The sequence below is a fragment of the Curtobacterium sp. MCBA15_013 genome, from assembly GCF_001865095.1.
Taxonomy (GTDB): Bacteria; Actinomycetota; Actinomycetes; order Actinomycetales; family Microbacteriaceae; genus Curtobacterium.
Window position 1 is genome coordinate 42761 of sequence record NZ_MJGQ01000002.1, and the last position, 21754, is coordinate 64514.

Annotated in this window: 18 protein-coding genes; 9 read left to right on the forward strand and 9 right to left on the reverse strand. The window is 71.9% G+C overall.

Going from position 1 to position 21754, the window contains the following annotated elements:
• Positions 1 to 16 precede the first annotated feature (16 nt).
• Genes BIV01_RS01265 through BIV01_RS01275 form a run of 3 tightly spaced genes read right to left on the reverse strand, consistent with a single transcriptional unit; the run spans position 17 to position 3527 of the window.
• Positions 17 to 2260, reverse strand: a complete 2244-nt coding sequence (locus tag BIV01_RS01265; RefSeq protein ID WP_175473609.1) for a HelD family protein — start codon at positions 2258 to 2260, stop codon at positions 17 to 19.
• Between the two features lie 59 nt (positions 2261 to 2319).
• Positions 2320 to 3156, reverse strand: coding sequence for an aldo/keto reductase (locus BIV01_RS01270; protein WP_071301685.1), 837 nt, complete (start codon positions 3154 to 3156; stop codon positions 2320 to 2322).
• The gene (locus tag BIV01_RS01275; protein ID WP_092094011.1) at positions 3156 to 3527 is read right to left on the reverse strand and encodes an FKBP-type peptidyl-prolyl cis-trans isomerase; all 372 of its coding nucleotides are present in this window, start codon (positions 3525 to 3527) and stop codon (positions 3156 to 3158) included. The genes BIV01_RS01270 and BIV01_RS01275 overlap by 1 nt, the downstream gene beginning before the upstream one ends.
• Before the next feature lie 79 nt (positions 3528 to 3606).
• On the opposite strand from BIV01_RS01275, the gene BIV01_RS01280 reads away from it, so the two are divergent.
• Both BIV01_RS01280 and BIV01_RS01285 read left to right on the forward strand, forming a co-directional pair.
• A complete protein-coding gene (locus tag BIV01_RS01280) occupies positions 3607 to 4929 on the forward strand; it encodes an MFS transporter (protein WP_083403314.1) in 1323 nt (440 codons plus the stop codon).
• A 102-nt stretch (positions 4930 to 5031) separates the two neighbouring features.
• Positions 5032 to 6123, forward strand: coding sequence for a YihY/virulence factor BrkB family protein (locus BIV01_RS01285; protein ID WP_071301686.1), 1092 nt, complete (start codon positions 5032 to 5034; stop codon positions 6121 to 6123).
• 131 nt (positions 6124 to 6254) lie between these two features.
• On the opposite strand, the gene BIV01_RS01290 is transcribed toward BIV01_RS01285, so the two are convergent.
• The 3 genes from BIV01_RS01290 to BIV01_RS01300 form a co-directional block, all read right to left on the reverse strand.
• A complete protein-coding gene (locus BIV01_RS01290) occupies positions 6255 to 7727 on the reverse strand; it encodes an aspartate ammonia-lyase (RefSeq protein ID WP_070419138.1) in 1473 nt (490 codons plus the stop codon).
• 198 nt (positions 7728 to 7925) lie between these two features.
• Positions 7926 to 8222, reverse strand: coding sequence for a hypothetical protein (locus BIV01_RS01295; RefSeq protein ID WP_071301687.1), 297 nt, complete (start codon positions 8220 to 8222; stop codon positions 7926 to 7928).
• The gene (locus BIV01_RS01300) at positions 8222 to 9478 is read right to left on the reverse strand and encodes an inorganic phosphate transporter (RefSeq protein ID WP_083294992.1); all 1257 of its coding nucleotides are present in this window, start codon (positions 9476 to 9478) and stop codon (positions 8222 to 8224) included. The genes BIV01_RS01295 and BIV01_RS01300 overlap by 1 nt, the downstream gene beginning before the upstream one ends.
• 116 nt (positions 9479 to 9594) lie before the next feature.
• Between BIV01_RS01300 and BIV01_RS01305 the strand changes: the two genes are divergently transcribed.
• From BIV01_RS01305 to BIV01_RS01315, 3 genes are all read left to right on the forward strand, one after another.
• Positions 9595 to 11283, forward strand: coding sequence for a cation:proton antiporter (locus BIV01_RS01305; RefSeq protein ID WP_071295413.1), 1689 nt, complete (start codon positions 9595 to 9597; stop codon positions 11281 to 11283).
• A gap of 331 nt (positions 11284 to 11614) precedes the next feature.
• The gene (locus BIV01_RS01310) at positions 11615 to 12955 is read left to right on the forward strand and encodes an ABC transporter permease (protein ID WP_139199158.1); all 1341 of its coding nucleotides are present in this window, start codon (positions 11615 to 11617) and stop codon (positions 12953 to 12955) included.
• Between the two features lie 245 nt (positions 12956 to 13200).
• Positions 13201 to 13491 carry a hypothetical protein gene (locus BIV01_RS01315; RefSeq protein WP_071295411.1) on the forward strand — a complete coding sequence of 97 codons (291 nt, stop codon included), beginning with the start codon at positions 13201 to 13203 and terminating at the stop codon, positions 13489 to 13491.
• A gap of 24 nt (positions 13492 to 13515) precedes the next feature.
• On the opposite strand, the gene BIV01_RS01320 is transcribed toward BIV01_RS01315, so the two are convergent.
• Positions 13516 to 14040 carry an 8-oxo-dGTP diphosphatase gene (locus BIV01_RS01320; protein ID WP_175473610.1) on the reverse strand — a complete coding sequence of 175 codons (525 nt, stop codon included), beginning with the start codon at positions 14038 to 14040 and terminating at the stop codon, positions 13516 to 13518.
• A 64-nt stretch (positions 14041 to 14104) separates the two neighbouring features.
• On the opposite strand from BIV01_RS01320, the gene BIV01_RS01325 reads away from it, so the two are divergent.
• Both BIV01_RS01325 and BIV01_RS01330 read left to right on the forward strand, forming a co-directional pair.
• Positions 14105 to 14455 (forward strand): tryptophan synthase subunit alpha, encoded by a 351-nt coding sequence (locus BIV01_RS01325; RefSeq protein ID WP_070416534.1) that lies wholly within the window; start codon positions 14105 to 14107, stop codon positions 14453 to 14455.
• 34 nt (positions 14456 to 14489) lie between these two features.
• Entirely contained in the window at positions 14490 to 15380 is an 891-nt protein-coding gene (locus BIV01_RS01330) for an aminodeoxychorismate lyase (protein WP_071301689.1), read from the forward strand.
• A gap of 72 nt (positions 15381 to 15452) precedes the next feature.
• On the opposite strand, the gene BIV01_RS01335 is transcribed toward BIV01_RS01330, so the two are convergent.
• Positions 15453 to 16652 carry an amidohydrolase gene (locus tag BIV01_RS01335; RefSeq protein ID WP_071301690.1) on the reverse strand — a complete coding sequence of 400 codons (1200 nt, stop codon included), beginning with the start codon at positions 16650 to 16652 and terminating at the stop codon, positions 15453 to 15455.
• Between the two features lie 150 nt (positions 16653 to 16802).
• On the opposite strand from BIV01_RS01335, the gene BIV01_RS01340 reads away from it, so the two are divergent.
• On the forward strand, positions 16803 to 17960 hold the full coding sequence (locus BIV01_RS01340; protein ID WP_071301691.1) for a Fic family protein: 1158 nt from the start codon (positions 16803 to 16805) through the stop codon (positions 17958 to 17960).
• A complete protein-coding gene (locus BIV01_RS01345; protein ID WP_071301750.1) occupies positions 17957 to 20101 on the forward strand; it encodes a S9 family peptidase in 2145 nt (714 codons plus the stop codon). The genes BIV01_RS01340 and BIV01_RS01345 overlap by 4 nt, the downstream gene beginning before the upstream one ends.
• Positions 20102 to 20200: 99 nt before the next feature.
• On the opposite strand, the gene BIV01_RS01350 is transcribed toward BIV01_RS01345, so the two are convergent.
• Positions 20201 to 21730, reverse strand: coding sequence for a CYTH domain-containing protein (locus BIV01_RS01350; RefSeq protein ID WP_071301692.1), 1530 nt, complete (start codon positions 21728 to 21730; stop codon positions 20201 to 20203).
• Positions 21731 to 21754 lie beyond the last annotated feature (24 nt).

The following is a 21754-nucleotide window of genomic DNA, read 5'->3' on the forward strand; positions in this document are numbered from 1 at the left end:
GTGACGCGCGCCGCGCTCACGCGACGTCGACGACGGTCAGGCGGCGCGTCGGGCGCGTCATGGCGACGTACACGGCGGCAGCCGCACGCGCCGCGTCCGCACCGACCCGCTCCGGGTCGACCAGCAGCACCCCGTCGAACTCGAGGCCCTTCGCATCGGCACCCGTGAGCACCGTGACGGACCCCGGCCGGGGCGACCCGAGGGACCGGACGTCCACCTCGGTCCGGGCCAACCGCTCGCGGACCGCGTCCACGTCGGCCTCGGGCACGATGACGCCGATCGTGCCGGCCCCGATGTGCTCCCGCTCGCTGCCGACGATCGCGGCGACCGTGTCGAGCACCTCGGCCCGGCTGGACGTGACGCGCACCACGGGGTCGCCGTCGCGCACGGCCTCGGTCCGGGTCACTGCGAGGCCGGCGGCGTCCGCGAAGGCCCCGGCGGCCTCGACGATCGAGCGCGGCGTGCGGTAGTTGACGGTGAGTTCCTCGACGCGGTGCTCGATGGGCACCTGGGGCGCGCGGCCCCGACGACGACGGGCGAGGGCGCCGACGACGTCGTCCCACGTGCGGGCGGCCCCGGGTGAGGACCCCTGCGCCATGTCCCCCACGATCGTGAACGAGCGGAGCGGGTTCCGGCGGGCGAGCACCCGCCACTGCATCGGGGAGAGCTCCTGCGCCTCGTCGACGACGATGTGGCCGTAGGTCCACTCGCGGTCCTCGGCGGCGCGCTCGGCGGTGGAGCGGGGGTCGCCGCCCTCGGCGAACGAGCCGGCGACCTGCTCGGCGGTGACGATGCCCTCGACGCCCATGTTCTCGATGGCCTGGCGGGCGTTCTCGATGTCGCGGTTGCGGCTGGCCTTCGCCGCACGCTTGGCCGCCCCGCCCGTGGGGTCGAACGGGCCGAGGAGCTCGGCGGCCTCGTCGAGGAGCGGGACGTCCTCGACCGTGAACGCGGCTCCCCGCTCACGCAGCAGCAGCGCGCGGCGCTCCGGGGTCCAGTGGGGGGTGAGCGAGGCGAGCCAGTTCGGCCGGGCGTACAGGTCCTCGAGGAGCTTCTCCGGCGGCAGCGGCAGCCACGCGGTGTTGAGGAGCACGCGGGCGTCGTACGACGACCGGATGTCCTCGCGCAGGACCTTCTCGTCCGCCTCGTCGACGGTGGTCCCGCGCTGGCGGAGCTGCTCGGCGAGCAACCGCGTCATGGCGTCGAGCGCGGTCTTGTTGAACGTGACGCGGGCGGCGTTGTGGGGCTTCCCGCGGTCCTGCGCACGCTTCATGGCGTCGGCGACGAGCTCGGGCGGCACGACGAGCCGCTCCCCCTCGACGTCGAGCGTGACCGACTCGGTCGGGACGACCTGGCGGGACCGCACCGCGCGACGGAGCAGCTGCGCCATCTCGGCCGAGCCCTTCACCGCGGCGACGTCGCGCTGGTCGTGCTTCGTCGCGTGCACGCCCGGGTAGAGCGAGCCGAGCGAGGCCATCACCACGCCGGTCTCACCGAGCGACGGGAGCACCTGCTCGATGTAGGTCAGGAACGCCGGCGACGGGCCGACCATGAGCACGCCGGACCCCCGGAGCCGCTCGCGGTACGAGTACAGCAGGTAGGCCGCACGGTGCAGGGCCACGGCGGTCTTGCCCGTACCGGGGCCGCCCTGGACGATGAGCACGCCCTCGAGCGGGGAGCGGATGATCCGGTCCTGCTCGCCCTGGATCGTCGCGACGATGTCCGTCATCCGGCCGGTGCGCTCGGCGGTGACCGCGGCGAGGAGCGCGCCCTCGCCCTGCAGGTGCGTGCGCTCGTCGTCGTAGAGCGTGGCGTCGAAGACCTCGTCCTCGATGCCGACGACGCTGCGCCCGTCCAGGGTCAGGTGCCGGCGGGCGCGCATGCCCATCGGGTGCGCGGCGGTCGCCTGGTAGAAGGCGCTGGCACCGGGGACGCGCCAGTCGAGCAGGAGCGGTCGGTGGTCGCGGTCCCGCAGGCCCACGCGGCCGATGTAGCGGAACGAGTCCTCGTCGCTGTCCGGCTCGGACACCTCGAGCCGCCCGAAGACCAGGCGGTCGCCGACGCGCTCGAGCGTCGCGATGGTGTCCTCGTAGAGCCGGGCGTACGCGTCGCGTTCACTGCGGCTCTGGTGGTTCCCGCCGACCGCTTGACGGCGGGTTTCGGCGAGACGCTGCTCGGCCTCGGCGGTCAGCTCGTCGAGACGGCCGAACAGGCCGTCCACGTAGCCGCGCTCGCGGTCGATCTCGGTCGGTTCTGACACACACAACCCTTCGGGACAGGGGGACCCAGTGTAGTCCCCCCATCCCGAAGTGAGGCTTCCTACATCTCTTCGTGCGTGTCCGGGTCGCCGTCCCAGAGGCGTCCGCGCTCGAGGCCGGAGATCGCCGCGACCTCGGCGTCGGTCAGCTCGAAGCCGAAGACGTCGAGGTTCTCGCGCTGCCGGGCCGCGTCGCCGGACTTCGGCACCGGGACGGCACCGATCTGCACGTGCCAGCGGAGCACGACCTGCCCGGGGGTGACCCCGTGCGCGGCGGCGGCGTCGACGATCGGCTGCTCCGTGAGGAGTTCCGACCGCTTCGCGAGGGGGCTCCAGCTCTCGGTCACGATGCCGAGCTCCTGGTGCACCTTCCGCAGTTCGCCCTGCGGGAAGTACGGGTGCAGCTCGACCTGGTTCACGGCCGGGGCGACACCCGTGGCGTCCACGATGCGACGCAGGTGCTCCGGGGTGAAGTTCGAGACGCCGATCGAGCGGACCTTGCCGCTGTCGCGGAGGTCGACGAAGGCCTTCCACGTGTCGACGAACTTGTCCACCGACGGGTTCGGCCAGTGGATCAGGTACAGGTCGACCGAGTCGAGGCCCAGGTTGCCGAGGGTCTCGTCGACCGAGCGGTGCGCCTCGTCGTAGCCGTGGTGGCGGCCGGGGAGCTTCGACGTGACGACGAGGTCCTCGCGTGCCACCTCCGACTCGCGGACGGCCTTGCCGACGGCGTCCTCGTTGCCGTAGTTGAGCGCGGTGTCGAGCAGCCGGTAGCCGCCCGCGATCGCCGTCCCGACGGCCGCGGCGCCCTCGTCGCCGTTCAGCCCGTAGGTGCCGAGGCCGAGCTCCGGGAACCGGTGTCCGTCGTTCAGCTCGATGGTCGGTGCGCCGACCTGCATCAGCGGACCCCGAGCAGGTCGATGACGAAGATCAGGGTCTTGCCGGACAGGAAGTGGCCACCGCCGGCGGGGCCGTAGGCGAGCTCCGGCGGGACGACGAGCTTGCGGCGCCCGCCCACCTTCATGCCGGGGATGCCCTCCTGCCAGCCGCGCACCAGGGCGGCGAGCGGGAAGTCGATCGGCTCGCCGCGGTTCCACGAGCTGTCGAACTCCTCGCCGGTCTCGTACTCGACGCCGGCGTAGTGCACCTTGACGGTCGACCCGGCGGAGGCCACGTCGCCGGAGCCCTCGACGATGTCGGTGATGACGAGCTCGGTGGGGGCGGGGCCCTCGGGGGCGTCGAACTCGGGCTTGCTGTTCAGGTCAGTCATGCCCGCCAGTCAACCAGAGAGCGCGGACACGGCCCCGCACGTCCACGGACGGCGCCGCAGCCCCCAGAATGGTTCCACCGTGACATCATCCACACCGACCGGCGAGCGCCGACGCCGTCTCCTCGCCGACCTCACCCCGCTCCGCCGCTCCCCCGCGTTCGCCCGGCTCTGGCTCGGCACCGCCATCGCCGGCATCGGCACGCAGATGACCACCGTCGCCGTCGGCCTCGAGGTCTACGACATCACCGGCTCCACCTTCGCGGTCGCCCTCGTCGGCGTGATCGCGCTCCTGCCGATGATCGTCGCCGGCCTCTACGGCGGGATGCTCGCCGACGCGTTCGACCGGCGCACCGTCGCACTCGTGTCCGCCGTGATCGCCTGGGCCGCCGTGGCCCTGATCGCCACGCACGCCTGGCTCGGACTGCACAGCGTCGCCCTGCTCTACGTCCTCGCCACGGTCAACGCCGTCGCCGCGACCGTGAGCAACGCGTCCCGCTCCGCGATCGTGCCCCGGCTCGTGGGCACGGACCTGCTGCCGGCGGCGAGCGCCCTCGGCGGCATCGCCTCGGGGTTCCAGGTCACGGTGGGTCCCGCGGTCGCGGGCGTGCTCATCGCGGCCGTCGGCTTCGCCCCGACGTACACGATCGACGTGGTCCTGTTCACGTTCGCGTTCCTCGGGGTGTTCACCCTGCCGCGGATGGCCGCCGACCGGGACGCGCTCCGTCCGGGGCTCAGCTCGCTCGTCGAGGGGGCGCGGTTCCTCCGACGGTCGCGGAACATCACCATGACGTTCGTGCTCGACATCGTCGCGATGACGTTCGGGCAGCCCCGCGTGCTCTTCCCCGCGATCGGTGCGCTCGTGATCGGCGGCGGGTCGATCACCGTCGGCACCCTCACCGCGGCGTACGCGATCGGAGCCCTGCTCTCGAGCGTGTTCTCCGGTCCGCTCGGACACGTCCGCCGCCAGGGCGAGGCGGTCGGCTGGGCGATCACCGCCTACGGTGGCGCGATCGCGGCGTTCGGCGTGGTCATCGCCTGTGCCCACGCGCTCGGCGGCCGCGAGGGCGACGCGTTCAGCACCGGCATCCTGCCCGCGCTCGGCCTCGCGGCACTCTTCCTCGCGGCGGCCGGCGGCGCGGACAACGTCAGCTCGGTGTTCCGGAACACGATCCTGCAGGCCGCCTCCCCGGACGGCATGCGCGGACGCCTGCAGGGCATCTTCATCGTCGTCGTCACCGGTGGACCGCGGCTGGGCGACCTCTACGCGGGGCTCGTGGTCGCCGCCGGCATCGCGTACCCGCCGATCATCGGCGGCGTGCTGATCATCGGCCTGGTCGCGCTGCTCCTCCGCGCGGTGCCGTCCTTCCGCCGGTACGACGCACGGCACCCGCACGCGAACTGACGAGCGGAGCGGCCGCCGGACGCGACCGTCGACCGGACGGGAGGCGCGGTGCGGGCTGCCACCGCGCCTCCTGGCCCGCAGGTGTCGGGTACCGTACAACGCATGCCGGACAGCGCATCGCGCGACCTCCAGCGGACGGGAGTCCGCGCCGTGGTCCGGCGCACCTACCACTCGGTCATCCGGCACCGCGTCGTCGACGCGGCGGCGTCGCTGACGTTCTTCGCGCTGCTCACGGTGTTCCCGACGACGCTGACCGTGGTGTCGGCCCTGTCGATCGTGGACCGGCAGGGCGACAGCCTCGAGGACATCATCGGGATCCTCGGGTTCATCGTCCGCCCCGAGACGGCGTCGCACCTCGAGGGTCCGCTCCGGCAGCTCCTCACCCTGGACAACCCGTGGCTCGGCTTCGCGATCGGCGTCGTGCTGACGCTGTGGTCGCTCTCCGGGTACGCGACGGCGTTCGGCCGGGCGATGAACACCGCCTACGAGGTCGAGGAGGGGCGTCGCATCTGGAAGTTCCGCAGCATGATGCTCCTCGTCACGCTGCTCGTGATGGCCGGCGGTGCGATCGCGATCGTGATCCTGCTCGGCACCCCGACGATCTCCGCCGCGGTCATCCGGTCGTTCGGGTGGGCGCCGTGGATCGACGACCTCTGGAACGTGGTGAAGTGGCCGATCCTCGCCGCCGACCTCGTCGTGATGGTCGCGGTGCTGTACTACGCGACGCCGAACGTGAAGACGCCGCAGCTGCGGTGGGTGTCCGCCGGTGCCGGGTTCGCCATCGTGACGTGGGCACTGGCGACGCTGGGGTTCTCGCTCTACGTCGAGACGATCGGCGGCGGCAACAAGGCCTACGGGTGGCTCGGTGGCGCGATCCTGCTGCTCGTGTACCTGTACATCTCGAACTTCGTGCTCGTGGTGGGCGGTGAGCTCGACTCCGAGGTGATCCGGATGCGCCAGCTCCTCGCCGGGATCGAGGCCGACGAGTCCATCCGGCTGCCGCTGCGGGACGTCACACGGAACTTCACGCTCGCCCGGTGGCGGGACGCCGACATCGCCGCCGCGCACCACGTCCGGACGATCGCGGCGCAGCGGGCGGCCGAGGACGACGCCGATCCCGCCCAGGCCGAGGCGGCGGAACACCTGCGGGACCTGTCCCGGCAGGTGCGGGTCGGCGAGCCGCCGATGCCGTAGGCACCGGGTGAACGCTGCTCGCACGGTGCGAGCCCGCGATCGCAGTGTGCGAGGTTCCGACCGGTGTGGGAGCGCGATTGCCCCGCACCGTGCGCGGAACCTCGCACACTGCGGAGGCGCGGCGCCCCGCGTCAGCGCTCGCGCGCCGCCCGGTCGAGCATCTCCTCGGTGACGACCGGGATCGCCCCCGTCGCCAGCTCGATGCCCGACAGCCGCGCCGGGCTCAGGACGCGCTGGACCTGGTCCTCCTCCATGAGCCCCGCCGCGGTCACGAGCGTCGAGATGGGCGTCGAGGTCGTCAACGCCGTGTGCGCGATCGACGCCGCGGCCGCGTACCCGATGTACGGCGTGAGCGCGGTGACGACGCCGACGTTCGTGTCCACCTGTGCTGCAAGCTTCGCCTCGTTCGCCTCGATCCCGGCCACGCAGTTCACCCGGAGCGTCGCGCACCCGCTCGCCATCCACTGCAGCGACTGCAGGATCGAGTGGGCGATGATCGGCTCGAACGCGTTGAGCTGCAGCTGCCCGCCCTCGGCCGCCATCGTGACCGTGGTGTCCGCCCCCACGACGGCGAACGCGATCTGGTTCACGACCTCGGGGATGACCGGGTTCACCTTGCCCGGCATGATCGAGGACCCCGCCTGCCGGGCCGGGAGCGTGATCTCCCCCAGGCCGGCCTGCGGACCCGAGGCCAGCAGCCGCAGGTCGTTGCAGATCTTCGAGAGCTTCGCCGCGCTCCGCTTCACGGTGCCGGAGAGGGTCATGAACGCGCCGGCGTCGCTCGTCGCCTCGATGAGGTCCGGGGCCGTCACGATGTCGAGCCCGGACGCGACCTGCAGCTGGCGGCGGACCTCGTCGCGGTACTGGGGGTCGGCCGTGATGCCCGTGCCGATCGCCGTCGCGCCGAGGTTCGTCTCGGCGAGCAGCGGCATGACCGTCTTGAGCAGGAGGACGTCCTCCTGGATGGTGTGCGAGAAGCCGGTGAACTCCTGCCCGAGGGTCATCGGCACCGCGTCCTGCAGCTGGGTGCGCCCGATCTTCAGCACGTCCTGGAAGGCGTGCCCGCGCTCCGCGAAGGCGTCGGACAGCGCCTCGAGCTGCGACACGAGCCGCCGCACGCCGAGGATCATCGCGAGCTTGATGCTCGTCGGGTACGTGTCGTTCGTCGACTGGCTGCGGTTGACGTGGTCGATCGGGTGCAGGTACCCGTAGTCGCCCTTCTCGCGGCCGAGGAGCTCGAGGGCGCGGTTCGCGAGCACCTCGTTCGTGTTCATGTTCGTCGAGGTACCGGCACCGCCCTGCACGATGTCGACGACGAACTGGTCCCGGAGCGAGCCGTCGCGGACCTCCTGCGCGGCACGGTCGATGGCGTCGGCACGCTCGGCGTCGAGCACCCCGATCGCCTTGTTCGCCCGGGCGGCCGCCTGCTTGACGGTCGCGAGGGCCTCGATGAGGTCCGGGTAGACCGCGATCGGCACCGAGGTGATGGGGAAGTTCTCGAGGGCGCGGAGGGTGTTGATGCCCCAGTACGCGTCCGCTGGGACGTCACGCGACCCCAGGGAGTCGGTCTCGGTACGGGTCTGTGCTGCTTCGTTGCCGGTCACGCCCACGAGGGTAGCCCGTCCGGCCGGTCGGGGCCGGGCCCCGGCCCGGGCGGGCGCGTCGCGACGTGCGAGGACGTCGCGGGTGGCGCGGTGGACGCGCGCGGTGACGGCCTGGAGGCGCGGTGCGGGTCGGCACCGTGCCTCCAGGCCGTCAGGGGGTCGCGCCCAGGGCACGCACGCCGGTCGGCGCGGGATGCGTCAGTGGAACTGCGGGACGATGAGGTAGATGCCGTAGAGGACGGCCGCGCCGCAGACGACGAAGCAGGCGACGGACAGCGTCCGGAACCAGCGCACGGCGGTCGTGACGTTCGACGGGTGCGGGAACCCGACCGTCGCCGGACCGATCGTGCCGTCGTCCTTCACGGTGAACTTGCCGGCGCGGGTGTCGGCGGCGCTCCAGAAGCGGAGGCCGATCGAGTACACGGTGACCACGAAGCACGCGCCGACGAGCGACACGATCGCGACCGTCAGGAACGCGAACCAGTCGATCCCCATCAGCGTCGTCCTCCCTTGCGGCCGGCCATGCGGCGCAGGGTGCGCTCGCGGCTCAGCTCGGCTCGACGCGCGGCGACGGTCTCGGCGCGCTTCTTCCGCTGCAGGTCACGCAGCTCCTTGCGGGTGAACACCGCGTTGGCGGCGACGTCCACCTCGATCGCGGCGGCCTGCTCGTGCGGCTTGCGGAGCGACCACAGGTAGAGCCCGAGGATCACCGCGGCGCCGACGACCGCGTCGATGACGAGGCCCGTGACGCCGAGGCGGGCGATGCCGGACGCGACCGCGCCGACGGCAGCGGCTGCCGGGAGGGTGATGAACCAGGCGATCACGATCTTGCCGGCGGTGGACCACTGGATCTTCGACCCGCGGCGGCCCAGACCGGCGCCGATGATCGAGCCGGAGGACACCTGCGTGGTGGACAGCGCGAAGCCGAGGTGGCTCGAGGCGAGGATCGTCGCCGCGGTCGACGCCTCGGCCGCGAACCCCTGCGTCGCGCGGATCTCGGTGATGCCGGACCCGAGCGTGCGGATGATGCGCCACCCGCCGGTGTACGTGCCGAGGGCGATCGCCAGGGCGCAGGCGATGACGACCCAGAACTGCACGCCCTGCTCGGACGACTGCGCACCCGAGGCGATGAGGGTCAGCGTGATGACGCCCATCGTCTTCTGGGCGTCGTTCGTGCCGTGCGCGAGCGACACCATCGAGCTCGTGAAGACCTGGCCGATGCGGAAGCCGCCGCGCTCGTTCGGGAAGACCGGGCGCCGGGTGATCCGGTACGCGATCCGCGTGGACAGGAACGAGACCAGCGCGGCGATCACCGGCGAGAGGAACGCGGGGATGATCACCACCGTCAGCAGGGCCGCGTAGTTGACGGCGTTGAACCCCGCACCGACGATCGCGGCACCGATGAGCCCGCCGAACAGCGCGTGCGAGGACGACGACGGCAGGCCGCGCAGCCACGTGATCATGTTCCAGACGACCGCCCCGATGAGCCCGGCGAAGATCATCTCCGGGCTGATCGCCACGCCTCCGGGCCCCTCGTTGATGAGGCCGTGCGAGATCGACGTCGCCACCGCGGTGCTGAGGAACGCACCGACGAGGTTGAGCACCGCGGCGACCGTGACGGCCACCTTGGGCTTCATCGCACCGGTGGCGATCGGGGTCGCCATCGCGTTGGCGGTGTCGTGAAAACCGTTTGTGAAGTCGAAGAAGAGGGCCAACGCGATGACCAGGACGACTATGAGTGTGATGTCCACCGCGGGCAAGTGTCCCAGGCTGGACGCCGCCTGGCAAACCCTGTCGGACACCTGCTGTTCATGTCGCCTTCGGACTCGTTCAGATCCGGAACCATTCCGATGGGAGAATGGACGGCATGGACACCGTCGAGCTCCTCATCCTGTTGGTCGGATCGCTCGCGGTGACGGGGTTCGCTCGGGCCAAGGGACTGCCGGCGCCACTGCTCGTGACGGCCGTCGCCCTGGCCGCGTCGTTCCTGCCGGGCCTCCCGCCGATCGAGATCGACTCCGAGGTCATCCTGACGATCATCCTGCCGCCGCTGCTCTACTCGGCGGCGCTCGACGTGTCGTGGCAGAGCTTCCGGCAGTCGATCAAGCAGATCCGTCGACTCGGCATCTTCCTCGTGATCATCACGGCACTGGCCGTCGGCCTCGCGGCGTACATCATCATCCCCGACATGGACTGGCCCGCGGCGATCCTGCTCGGCGCGATCGTCGCCCCGCCGGACGCGGTGTCGGCCGCCGCGATCGGCCGGAAGCTCGGGCTCCCCCGCCGCGTGATGACGGTGCTGTCCGGCGAGAGCCTCATCAACGACGCCGCGTCCCTGACGCTCGTGCGCGTGTTCACCCTGATCGCGGCGGGCACCTCGCTCACGATCTGGCAGGACCTCGGGATCTTCGGCCTCGCGATCGGCGTCGGGCTGGCGGTCGGCATCGTCCTCGGCGTCGCGGTGCACTGGATCCGGATGCGGATCAACGACCCGGTGGTCGAGACGATCATGAGCATCCTGCTGCCGTTCGTCGCGTACATCCTCGCCGAGGACCTCTCCGGCTCCGGGGTGATCGCGGTGGTGACCGCCGGCCTCTACATCGGCTACAACTCGCCGAAGGAGGGCTACGCGACCCGGCTGCAGGAGCGCCCGCTCTGGACGAGCATCGACGTCATCCTCGAGGGGTTCGTCTTCGCCCTGATCGGGCTCCAGCTCAACACCGTCGTGCAGGACCTCGTCGAGAGCGAGCGCAGCCTCGGGCAGACCCTGACCGCCGCGGCCGTGGTGCTCGTGGTGGTGATCCTCGTGCGGCCGCTCTTCGTGTTCGAGTCCTACGTGCGCAACCGCTTCAACGGCAGGTGGTTCCGACCCCTGCGCATCCGGCTGTCCCGCGGCCACCCGTCCCTGCGGTGGATGCGCGGCTCGGCGGAACCGAAACTCAACTGGCGCGAGCTGACCGTCATCTCGTGGACGGGCATGCGTGGCGTGGTGACCCTCGCCGCCGCCGTGTCGGTCGTGGCGAACCCGGTCGACATCAAGGCCCAGGACACCATCTTCATCATCGCGTTCATCGTGACGGTGGGGACCCTCCTGCTCCAGGGACTCACCCTGCCGTTCGTGATCCGGTCGCTCAAGGTGCAGGACCCGGCCGAGGGCGAGGAGGACGTCCGCAGCGAGATGCGCCTCAACCAGCGCACGACCGAGGCCGCGATCGAGCTGCTCGAGAAGCGACGTCCGGACTGGTCGAAGCAGTACGGCGACGAGGCCGTCGATGCCGTCGTGAACCGGCTCAAGGCCCGGCTCGAGCGCCAGGCGGAGACGTTCCGCCGCGACGCCGAGGAAGAGGAGGACGAGGAGCGCAACGCCCCGGTCCGCCTGCGGGGTGCCCAGATCCAGGACATCCGGCGGGAACTGCTCGACCGTCGCCGCGAGATCGTGCTCGAGGAACGCGAGAAGGGCAACCTCGACGAGGAGGTCATGCGCCGCGTGCTCGTGACCCTCGACGCCGAGGAACTCGCGATGGACTCGGCACAGGCGTCGCGCAGCCGGTCCTGACCGCGACCAGGATCCCGGGCGTATCCTGGCGGCCCGACCCAGAACAGGAGCGCATCGCCGAGTGAGCACGCCGCGGAACGACGTCCCCAGGAACAACGACCTCCCGGATCGTGACGGGGGGCCGCGGCAGTCATCCGCTCCCAAGCAGCGCACGACACGTCCGTCCACCCGCGGTGGTTCGAAGCCCCGACGCGGTGCCCCGGTCGCCGGCACCCGGCCGACCCGAACCGGCTCCGGTAGTTCCGGTCGCGTCCGGCAGGCACCCGTCCCGGAACCGCAGCGCATCAGCGGCTACCGGCGCTGGTTCGGGACGCTGCACCCGTCGCTCCAGTTGATCGGCCTGCAGCTCTGGATGCCGCTGTTCTTCATCGTCGGCTTCTGCCTCTGCTACGTCTTCGCGTTCCACGCCCCGCACCCGCACGACGTCCCCGTGGCACTCGTCGGCAGCGACCCGACCCTGGTGGCCGCGATGCAGAAGGCACTCCCGGGCGAGTACCTCTTCCACACCTACGACTCCCTCGCGCAGGCGAAGCGCGACGTGCTCGCCGGCACCATGGCCGTGGCGTACGACCCCTCGACGAACGAGGTCTTCAAGGCCACCGCGCACCAGTTCCAGGTCGCCTCGCTCGTCCCCGTGACGCTGACAACCGTCCTGACCGGCATCGGGGTGGCAGCCCCCACCGTGACCGAACTGGCTCCGCTGCCCGCCTGGGACGAGTACGGCACCGTCGCCATGTACGTCATGCTCGCCTGGTGCATCGGCGGCTACATGGTCGCGATGTTCATCGGCATCATGGGCGGCCCGCTCCGGCACCGCACGCGCATGGCCGTCATCGTCGTCGGTGGCCTGGTCATCTCGCTCATCACGAACACCCTCGCCGGGCCCGTGGTCGGCGCCATCCACGGACACTGGATCGAGCTCGTCCTCATCGCCTGGGGCTGGATCGTCGCGATCGGCCTCGCCGTCAACGGGCTGAGCTACTTCGTCGGCCGGTTCATCGCCGCGCCGGCCATGATCTGCTTCGTCTTCCTGTCGATGCCGTCGTCCGGCGGCGCCTACCCGAAGTGGTTCATGCCGGAGCCGTTCGCGTGGCTCAACAACGTCGTCGTCGGCTCGAGCATGGTCGACATGATCAAGCACCAGATCTACGGCGTCGGCCCGTCGTACTCGCGCGGCCTCATCACGATGGCCTGCTACGCCGGCGCCGGACTCGTCCTCATGTACTTCGGCAAGCAGTGGTGGGAGCGCCGACGCATCCGTGCCATCGTCACCGGCCGCACGACGATGTTCCAGGACGCCCAGACCGCGAACCGCGAGTTCCTCGGCAAGCAGCGCGACGCCGAGCTCGAGCGCCACGGGCTCACCTCGACCGAGACCGGCACGCTGAGCGTCCTCCACGACGACGACTGGGAGGACGAACGCGTCGGCGGCGACGTCTTCATGGGCGGTCGCGACGGCCTCGAGACCGAGACCACGCCCACGGGTCGCATCCCCGTCGTCCGTGGGGACCGCACCGGTCCGGTGCAGCGTCCAGGAGGCGCGGCGACCGGCCCCCGCACCCGTCCCGTCCCACGGGCGGACGGGTCCAGGGCACCGGGTCGCGCCGACGCCACGGGTCGCCCCGCCGACGGCGCCGGCGAGCGCCCGCACGGTCGGCACGCGGACCGCTGAGCCCCGGGCTGCGCGCGCAGCCCCGCGCGCGCGGCGCCCGTGCGTGTGCGGCGCCCGTGCGTGTGCATGTTCCGACATCGCACGCGTCGATCGACGGGCACGATGTCGAACGGTGCACACGCATCCGATGCACGTGCACCCTTCGACACTGTGCCAGTCGATCGACTCGCGTCATGTCGCACGGTGCACGCGCATCGACACGACCGACGCCCGGATCGCCCGCGCAGGGCGCGTATCCTGGGGGCATGAACCCGCGCATCGCCTGGCACCGCGTCCTCGTCACCGTCGTCGTCGTGTTCCTCGTGCTGACGGTCGGGTTCTACGCGGCGAGTGTGCTGCTCGCCCCCGCCGACGGCCGCAACGTCGCCGGGCTGTTCGTCGGCTGGGCGATGTTCGCGATGATCGGCGCGATCGTGTTCGGCATCATCGACTTCTTCGTGCGCCCGCTCGGCGGACGGAGCGGTGACGCCGAGGTCATCGCCGCGGCCGAGGAAGCCCGCACCGGCAGCACCCGCACGCAGACCCCCACCCGGTAGACGACGCGCTGGGACGGCGACGGGTCAGGGTCCCGACGGCGCTGCCACCCCGGTGCCGGTGTAGCCCGACACCGTGGCATCGTCCTCGGCGAACGTGAACCGCGCCCGCACCGATCCCCCGCCGAGCACGCCCGGCAGCCAGTACTTCGCGTCGTCCCACATCGCGTCGAACGGCACGGCGTCGACCGGGATCCAGCGGGGTTCGAGTTCGTCGCTGCCCGACGGGCTGCCCTGCCAGCGGCGGCAGACGAAGACGTCCGAGACCTGGGACCAGGACGGGCGGTACGGGAACCGGTAGTCCAACGTGCCCCGCGCCTCCAGGTCCGCCGCGTCGATCCGCAGGCCGACCTCTTCCGCGACCTCGCGCACCGCCGTCTCGACGGCGGACTCCCCCGGTTCCCGCTTGCCGCCGGGTCCGACGAGCCGGCCGGTCCCGAGGCCGCGTCGCTTCTCCCCGAGGAGCACCTCGGGGCCCCGCTCGCCGTCGCGCATGAGGTAGACGACGACCACGGCGGGGTGCTGGGACTTGCTCGGGTCGCGTGGGGTCACGCGTCCAGTCTGGCCGAAGTTCTGGCGTAGGCTTTTTCCATGGCGGGCACGCTGCGGGGGCACCATGGCTGAGCCGGGCAGGACCGGGCGCAGCCTCGAAGTGCTGCGCGCCGAGGCAGCCGAGGAGATCTCGATGATCGTCGAGCACCGCAGCCGCCAGGGCGAGGACCCGTGGGAGTTCATGCCGACGCTCCCCACCGTGGACGAGCAGGTCGTGCTCATCCTCCGCGCCGACGCGGTCGAGCTGGACGCCGCGATCGGGCAGCGGAGCGCGCAGTGGTCGATGCACCCCGCCTCCGGGCAGGGCACCCGCCTCGGCGAGGAGTACCACCGGCTCCGCCGCATCGCGCTGCAGCACCCCGAGCTGACGCCGGCGGTGTGGAAGCTCATGGGCGCGCTCCCCGAAGCCGGCTAGGTCGTTCCCGGCCGGGCTGCGGTTGGATGGCCCCATGACCGAAACCGTGCTCGCCGTCCTGAACCAGCCCTCCCGCGACCGCGCGCCGCACGACCCGTCGGCGGACGCGTTCACGTGGGCGAAGCCCCTCGAGGAGCACGTCCAGGTGCAGGACCTCGGCATCATCCGCGGCGACGGGGTCTTCGAGACCGTCACCGTGATCGACGGGCACCCGCAGGCGCTCGAGGCGCACCTGGCGCGCTTCGGCCGCTCGGCCGCGATGCTCGACCTGCCCGCACCCGACACCGACGCCTGGCGCCGGGCGATCGAGGCGGTGTGCGCCCGGCTCGACCCGGTCCGCGAGGCCTTCGTCAAGACCGTCCTCACCCGCGGCGTCGAGGGAACGGACCGCCCGACGGGGTGGGTCTACGCGGCACCGTCCGGCGACTCGACCGCCGCACGCACCGAGGGCATCTCGGTCGTCACGCTCGACCGCGGCTACCGGCACGACGTCGAGCGGACGTCTCCGTGGCTACTGCAGGGCGCGAAGACGCTGTCGTACGCGGTGAACATGGCAGCGCTCCGCGAGGCCGGCCGACGCGGAGCGGACGACGCCGTGTTCGTGTCGACGGACGGCTACGTGCTCGAGGGCACGCGCGCGAACCTCGTCCTCTCCGTCGGCGGGCGGCTCGTGACGCCGCGCACCGACATCGGGATCCTCGCCGGGACGACGCAGGCGGACGTGTTCCGCTTCGCCGAGGAAGCGGGCATCGAGACCGCCTACGAGCTCCTCACACTGGACGACTTCCACGCGGCGGACGCGGCCTGGCTCGTCTCGAGCGTGCGCCAGGCGGCACCGATCCGGTCGGTGAACGGTGTCGCGCGGGCGATCGACGCGGAACTCACGACGCGCATCAACGACTTCCTGCTGGCGCGCGAGGTCTGAGACCCGCCTGCGGGCGGGGGACGGGAGGCGCGGTGCGGGCCCGCACCGCGCCTCCAGTCCGGACCCTGGTCGCTACCAGCGCGGCGTGGTGACGCCCGTGCCGTCGGCCCACTCGAAGACGGACTCACCCTCGATCCAGACGTGCGTCGCGCGGCTGGTCGCGTCGAGCGGGTCGCCGTCCCACAGGACGAGGTCGGCGTCGTAGCCCTCGGCGAGGCGGCCGACGCGGTCCCCGAACCCGAGGAAGTCGGCGGGGTTCGTCGTGAGCGCCTCGAGCGCGGTCTGGCGGGGCAGCCCCTCCTTCACCGCCGCGGTGGCCTGGTCGACGAGCATGCCGATCGGGACGACCGGGGCGTCGGTCGTGATCGCTACGCGGACCCCGGCCGCCGCGATCGCCGCGAGGTTCGAGATGCCGCGGTCACGGAGCTCGACCTTCGAGCGGCTCGTGAAGAGCGGGCCGTAGATGACGGGGATGTCCTTCTCGGCGAGGACGTGCGCGATCTTGTGCGCCTCGGTGCCGTGGTTCACGACCAGGCGGTACCCGAACTCCTCGGCCAGCCGGATCGCGGTGGCGATGTCGTCGTGGCGGTGCGTGTGCTGGTCCCACGCGAGCTCGCCGTCGAGGACGCGGACGAGCGCCTCCTTCGTGAGGTCGCGGGCGAACGGGTCACCCTTCGCGGCGGCGGCGTCGCGGGCGGCACGGTAGTTCTGGGCCTCGACGAAGGCGTCGCGGATGATCTTCGCGACGCCGAGACGGGTGGACGGGGTCTGTCCCTTGCCGCCGTACACGCGCTTCGGGTTCTCGCCCAGCGCGCTCTTGATGCTCACCGCGTCGGAGATGAGCTGCTCGTCGATCGTGCGGCCGCCCCAGGTCTTGATCGCGACGGTCTGGCCGCCGATCGGGTTGCCGGACCCGGGCTTGACGACGATCGAGGTGATGCCGCCCGCGAGGGCGTCGCGGAAGCCCTCGTCGTCGATGTCGATCGCGTCGATCGCGCGAACCCCGGCCATGTTCGGGCCGGTCATCTCGTTCGTGTCGTTGCCCGCCTCGCCGTTCGCCTCCTCGTGGATGCCGACGTGCCCGTGCGACTCGACGAAGCCCGGGACGAGCCACGCGCCAGCGGCGTCGACGACCGGCAGCCCGGCCGGGGGCGAGACGTCCGGGCCGATCGCGGTGATGCGACCGTCCTCGACCACGACGGCGCCGCCGTCGAACTCGGGGGCGGTGACGGGGACCACGTGTGCGTTCGTCACGACGAAGGAGTTGCTCATGCCACCACGGTACCGACGGGGGCGGACACCGCGGCCGTGCACACGACATGCAGATTCCTCGCGGCGGTGGCCGACGCCGCTCTAGCGTCGAGTCGTCGGCCGGTCGTCCCGTCGTCCCGTCGTCCCGTCTCGTCCACCGTGGAGGAACCGATGCCCCGCACCGAGCACCCCTGGCCGTCCCACACCACCGTCACGCTCCCCTGGCGCAGCAGCGTGCGCGGCCCGCGGCAGGACCGCGAGACGACGTCGGTGGTGGCGTCGGTCCCGCCGCGCATCGCCCGGCTCCCCTGGTCCCCGGACGCCGACACCGCAGCGCTGCTCGACCGCGCCGCCGCCGCGCTCGTGCACCTCGACGAGCACCACGGCGACCGGCTCGCCGTGCTCGGTCGCGTGCTCGACCGGACCGAGGCCGTCGCGACCTCCCGCATCGAGGACGAGCACGCCACGCTCGACGACCTCGCGCGGGCCGTCGTCGGCGTCCGGGCAAACCGCAGCGCGACGGCGATGGTCCGTGCCGGCGGGGCGATCGAGACGCTCGTGTCCTCCGCGGCGTCCGGGACGATCACGGAACGGGCGCTGCTCGCGGCCCACCACCGGCTCATGCGCGACGACCCGGTCGACGGCCGGTACGCCGGACGCTGGCGGGACGTGCAGAACTGGATCGGCGGCGGCGCCACGCCCCGGCTCGCGCGCCACGTCCCGCCGCCGGCCACGCTCGTGCCCGAGCTGATGGACGACCTGTTCGCGTTCCTCCACCGCGACGACCTGCACCCGATCGCGCAGGCGGCCATCGCGCACGCGCAGTTCGAGTCGATCCACCCGTTCACCGACGGCAACGGGCGGATCGGCCGCGCCCTCGTCGCCGCCGTGCTCCGGCGTCGTGGACTCGCTCGGACCGTCACGGTGCCGGTCGCGACCGCCCTGGTCGCCGAGCGGGACCGGTACTTCTGGCACCTCGACCGGTACCGTCGTGGTGTCGTCGACGAGTGGGTCCGTGACCTCGCGATCGCGATCGGCACGGTGTGCGACGAAGCCACGGTCACGGCGCTGCTCCTCGACGAGGGCGCCCGGACCCTCCTCGACGATCCCGTCGTCACCGAGGACCACCTCGAGCAGCTGCTCGGCGACGACGCCCGCTCGATCGACACGGTGACCGACGACCTCTGCCGCGCCGGGGTGCTGCGGCCGGTGACCGAGCGGCGCCGTCGCCGAGCGTGGCTCGCGGTGGCCGTCGCCGACGAGGTGACGGCCTTCACCGACCGCGTCCAAGACGCCGTCACACACCGGGCGAATAGGGTGGGGTGGTGAGCACCGAGCACGCCCAGGCCACCCCGCCCACCGCCGCCAAGCGGCCCGTGACGCGGACCCACCACGGCATCGACTTCGTCGACGACTACGAGTGGCTGCGCGACAAGGAGTCGCCGGACACCCTGGCCTACCTCGAAGCCGAGAACCGCCACACCGAACAGGCGACGGCGCACCTCGACGGACTGCGCGACCGGATCTTCGCCGAGGTGAAGAACCGCGTGCAGGAGACCGACCTCTCGGTGCCCGTCCGCATGGGCGACTGGTGGTACTTCACGCGCACGGCCGAGGGCAGCCAGTACGGCGTGCACTGCCGTGCGCCGATCAGCGGCCCGGACGACTGGACCCCGCCGGCGGTGACCGAGGGCGAAGCGACGCTCCCCGGCGAGCAGGTCGTCCTCGACGGCAACGCGCTCGCGGACGGGCACGACTTCTTCTCGCTGGGTTCCTACGACATCAGCGACGACGGCACACGGCTCGTCTACGGCATCGACGTCGAGGGCGACGAGCGGTACACCCTGCACGTGCGGGACCTCACGACCGGCACCGACCTCGGCGACGAGATCCCGAACACCGGCTCCGGGGCGACGTTCGACCCGTCCGGGCGCTTCGTGTTCTACCCGACCGTCGACGACTCCTGGCGGCCCGACCGCATCTGGCGGCACACCGTGGGCAGCCCGGCGGCCGACGACGTCGTCGTGTTCGAGGAGCCGGACGACCGCTACTGGGTCGGCGTCGGGGTCACCCGGTCGTCGCAGTACATCGTGATCGAGCTCGGGTCGAAGATCACCTCCGAGGCGCTCGTCCTCGACGCGGCCGACCCCACCGGCGAGTTCCAGGTCGTGTGGCCCCGGCGCGAGGGCGTCGAGTACGAGATCGAGCACGCGATCGTGGGCGGCAGCGACCGGTTCCTCGTCCTGCACAACGACGGTGCCGAGAACTTCGAGCTCGTCGACGTCCCCGCGGACGACCCCACGTCGGAGCGTGACCGGCGGGTCGTCGTCGCGCACCACGCCGAGCGTCGGATCGAGGCGGTGGACGCCTTCGCCGGACACCTCGCGCTCGAGTACCGGTCCGAGGCGCTCCCCCGCGTCGCGATCATCCCGATCGAGGGCGACGGCTACGGTGACGCGCACGAGGTCCCCTTCGACGAGGCGCTGTTCTCGGCCGGGCTCGGTGGCAACCCGGAGTGGGACCAGCCGACGCTCCGGATCGGGTTCACGTCGTTCGTCACCCCGTCCGAGGTGAGCGACCTCGACCTCGCGACCGGCGAGGTCACGGTCCTGAAGCGTCAGCCCGTGCTCGGCGGCTACGACCCGGCCGACTACGTCCAGGAGCGCGACTGGGCCACCGCCGACGACGGCACCCGCGTGCCGATCTCCCTCGTGTGGCGCCGTGACGCGGTCGACACCGACCGTCCGGCACCGCTGCACCTCTACGGCTACGGCTCGTACGAGCACTCGATCGACCCCGGGTTCAGCGTCATGCGCCTGTCGATGCTCGACCGCGGCGTCGTGTTCGCCGTCGCCCACGTGCGCGGTGGCGGCGAGATGGGTCGGCACTGGTACGAGAACGGCAAGACCCTCACGAAGAAGAACACCTTCTCCGACTTCGTCGCGGTCGCCACGCACCTGATCGACACCGGACGCACCACCGCCGACCGGCTCGTCGCCGAGGGCGGCAGCGCGGGCGGGCTCCTGATGGGCGCCGTGGCGAACCTCGCCCCGGAACGGTTCGCCGGGATCCTCGCGGCGGTGCCCTTCGTCGACGCGTTGACGAGCATCCTCGACCCCGACCTGCCGCTGACGGTCATCGAGTGGGACGAGTGGGGCGACCCGCTGCACGACCCCGAGGTCTACCGGTACATGAGCGAGTACTCGCCGTACGAGAACGTCCGCGACGACGTGCAGTACCCGAAGATCCTCGCCGTGACGTCCATCAACGACACCCGGGTGCTGTACGTCGAGCCCGCGAAGTGGACCGCGAAGCTGCGGGAGGTCGGCGCTCCGGTGCTGCTCAAGACCGAGATGGCTGCGGGGCACGGCGGCGTCAGCGGCCGGTACGCCTCGTGGAAGGAGCGGGCGTTCGAGCTCGCCTGGCTCCTCGACGTCCTGGGGCTGGCGGACGAAGCGCCCGCCGCGTGACGACTTCGTGAGCAGGAATGGTCGGGTTGCCCATCGGCACCCGACCATTTCTGCTCACCAAGCGAGCGCGCGAGCGCGCGCCGCCCGCCGCCCGGCGCGTCACACGCGGTTGAGCGCGTGCACCGCCTCGTCGTAGGACTCCTCGGCGAGGCGCACCCGGTCGCCCGCGAGCACCCCGTACCCGAACGTACCCTCGCCGCCGCGCTCGGCGATCGCCGCGTTCGTGCGCAGCGTGTCGAGCGCGTGCAGGGAGCGCACCCGCTCGGTGAGGACGTCGGCCGCCGTCCCGATCCGCTTCCACAGTGCGTGCGGGAACGCGTCGTCGCCGAGCACGTCCATCGTCAGGCGCGCGCGCATCGTCGCCTGCCAGGCGGCCTCGGTCGTGGCGCGGTCGGCGGCCTCACGCGCAGCGGCGGTGTCCGAGGTGTCGTCGGCGACCGCGGCGCGCACGAGTTCGCGGACCTCCGGCTTCACCTGGGCGACGACGTCCTGCGCGACCTTCTTCGGCGACCGGAGGGCCCACGCGGTCGGTGCGGGTCGCTCGACCGCGTCGTCGAGGGCGTCGAGGAGCTCGAGGAACGGCTCGCCGTGCAGGAACGCCACGACGTCCCGGACCGACTGGTCGCGACGTTCGCGGGTGGCCGCCAGGATCCGCTCGCGCGTCATCGCGTCGACGAGCTCGTCCTGCGCCGGGGTCGACGCGCGCGGCAGCCGGTCGATGAGGTACTCCGCCAACGCAGCGCGCGCGGTGACGGCGGCGAGTCCGTCCGCCCCCGCGGCAGCGCGGTCGACGGCGTCGCCGGCGGCGAACGCCGGACGGTACGCGCCGAGGATCGCGGCGATCTCGAGGGCGGTCTCGGCCGCCTGCCGGAGGTCGGTGGCGTCGCCGGAGCGGAGCCGCGCCTCCTGGGCGAGGAGCGCGGCGCGGAGCTTCCGCAGCCGCTTCACCAGCACGCGCGCGGTCGTTCCCTTGTCCGGCTTGTCCTCGGCCTGGAGGCGCGGTGCCGGTGCTCCTGCCAGCCCACGTGCCAGCTTGGACGAGACGGCGGCGGGGCCGGCGCCGACGGCGGCGAAGCGCCCGTCGAGCGACGCGAAGAGCTCGTGGGCGACCTGCGGGTCGACGCCGCCGACGATCTCGACCTCGACCTCGCGCCAGGTGCGCGGGGTCTCGGGGGCGTCGTCGTCGAGCCGCGTCGCGCGGACCTGGTCGTCGGCGAGCTCGGCGATCTGGTCGCCGTCCTCGTCGAGCAGCCGCGTCACCGTGCGGGTCGTCGTGATCCGGACCACCGGGTGGAGGCCCCGGCCACGGCGCTCGGTGAAGAGTGCGGCGAGGACCTCGTCGGGGACGGTGTCGGCGTCGTCGGTGAGCGGGAAGTGCTGCTCGTGCCGGACGGTGTCGGACGAGGCGCGCTTGATGTGCCAGCCGGCGTCGGGGCCACCGGTCCGGCGGCGCACCGTCACGCGGGCGGCCACGAGGTCGTACCGCTCGGTGTCCCAGTACGTCGCGTCGAGGTCGAACGGCTCCTGGTGCTCGGTGCGGATGATGCCGCCGATGCCGACGAGGTCCGGCAGGGCACCGCCCTCGGGCAGGTCGTAGGTTCGCTCGATCTCGAGGTGCGTGTCGCTCACGCGGTCCTGTCTACCAGGGCTTCC

Coding starts and splice junctions, on each gene's coding strand:
- BIV01_RS01270 (WP_071301685.1), bottom strand. CDS start 3,156: ATGCAGGTCGGCGCACCGACCATCGAGCTGAACGACGGACACCGGTTC.
- BIV01_RS01275 (WP_092094011.1), bottom strand. CDS start 3,527: ATGACTGACCTGAACAGCAAGCCCGAGTTCGACGCCCCCGAGGGCCCC.
- BIV01_RS01285 (WP_071301686.1), top strand. CDS start 5,032: ATGCCGGACAGCGCATCGCGCGACCTCCAGCGGACGGGAGTCCGCGCC.
- BIV01_RS01295 (WP_071301687.1), bottom strand. CDS start 8,222: ATGGGGATCGACTGGTTCGCGTTCCTGACGGTCGCGATCGTGTCGCTC.
- BIV01_RS01305 (WP_071295413.1), top strand. CDS start 9,595: ATGGACACCGTCGAGCTCCTCATCCTGTTGGTCGGATCGCTCGCGGTG.
- BIV01_RS01315 (WP_071295411.1), top strand. CDS start 13,201: ATGAACCCGCGCATCGCCTGGCACCGCGTCCTCGTCACCGTCGTCGTC.
- BIV01_RS01325 (WP_070416534.1), top strand. CDS start 14,105: ATGGCTGAGCCGGGCAGGACCGGGCGCAGCCTCGAAGTGCTGCGCGCC.
- BIV01_RS01330 (WP_071301689.1), top strand. CDS start 14,490: ATGACCGAAACCGTGCTCGCCGTCCTGAACCAGCCCTCCCGCGACCGC.
- BIV01_RS01335 (WP_071301690.1), bottom strand. CDS start 16,652: ATGAGCAACTCCTTCGTCGTGACGAACGCACACGTGGTCCCCGTCACC.
- BIV01_RS01340 (WP_071301691.1), top strand. CDS start 16,803: ATGCCCCGCACCGAGCACCCCTGGCCGTCCCACACCACCGTCACGCTC.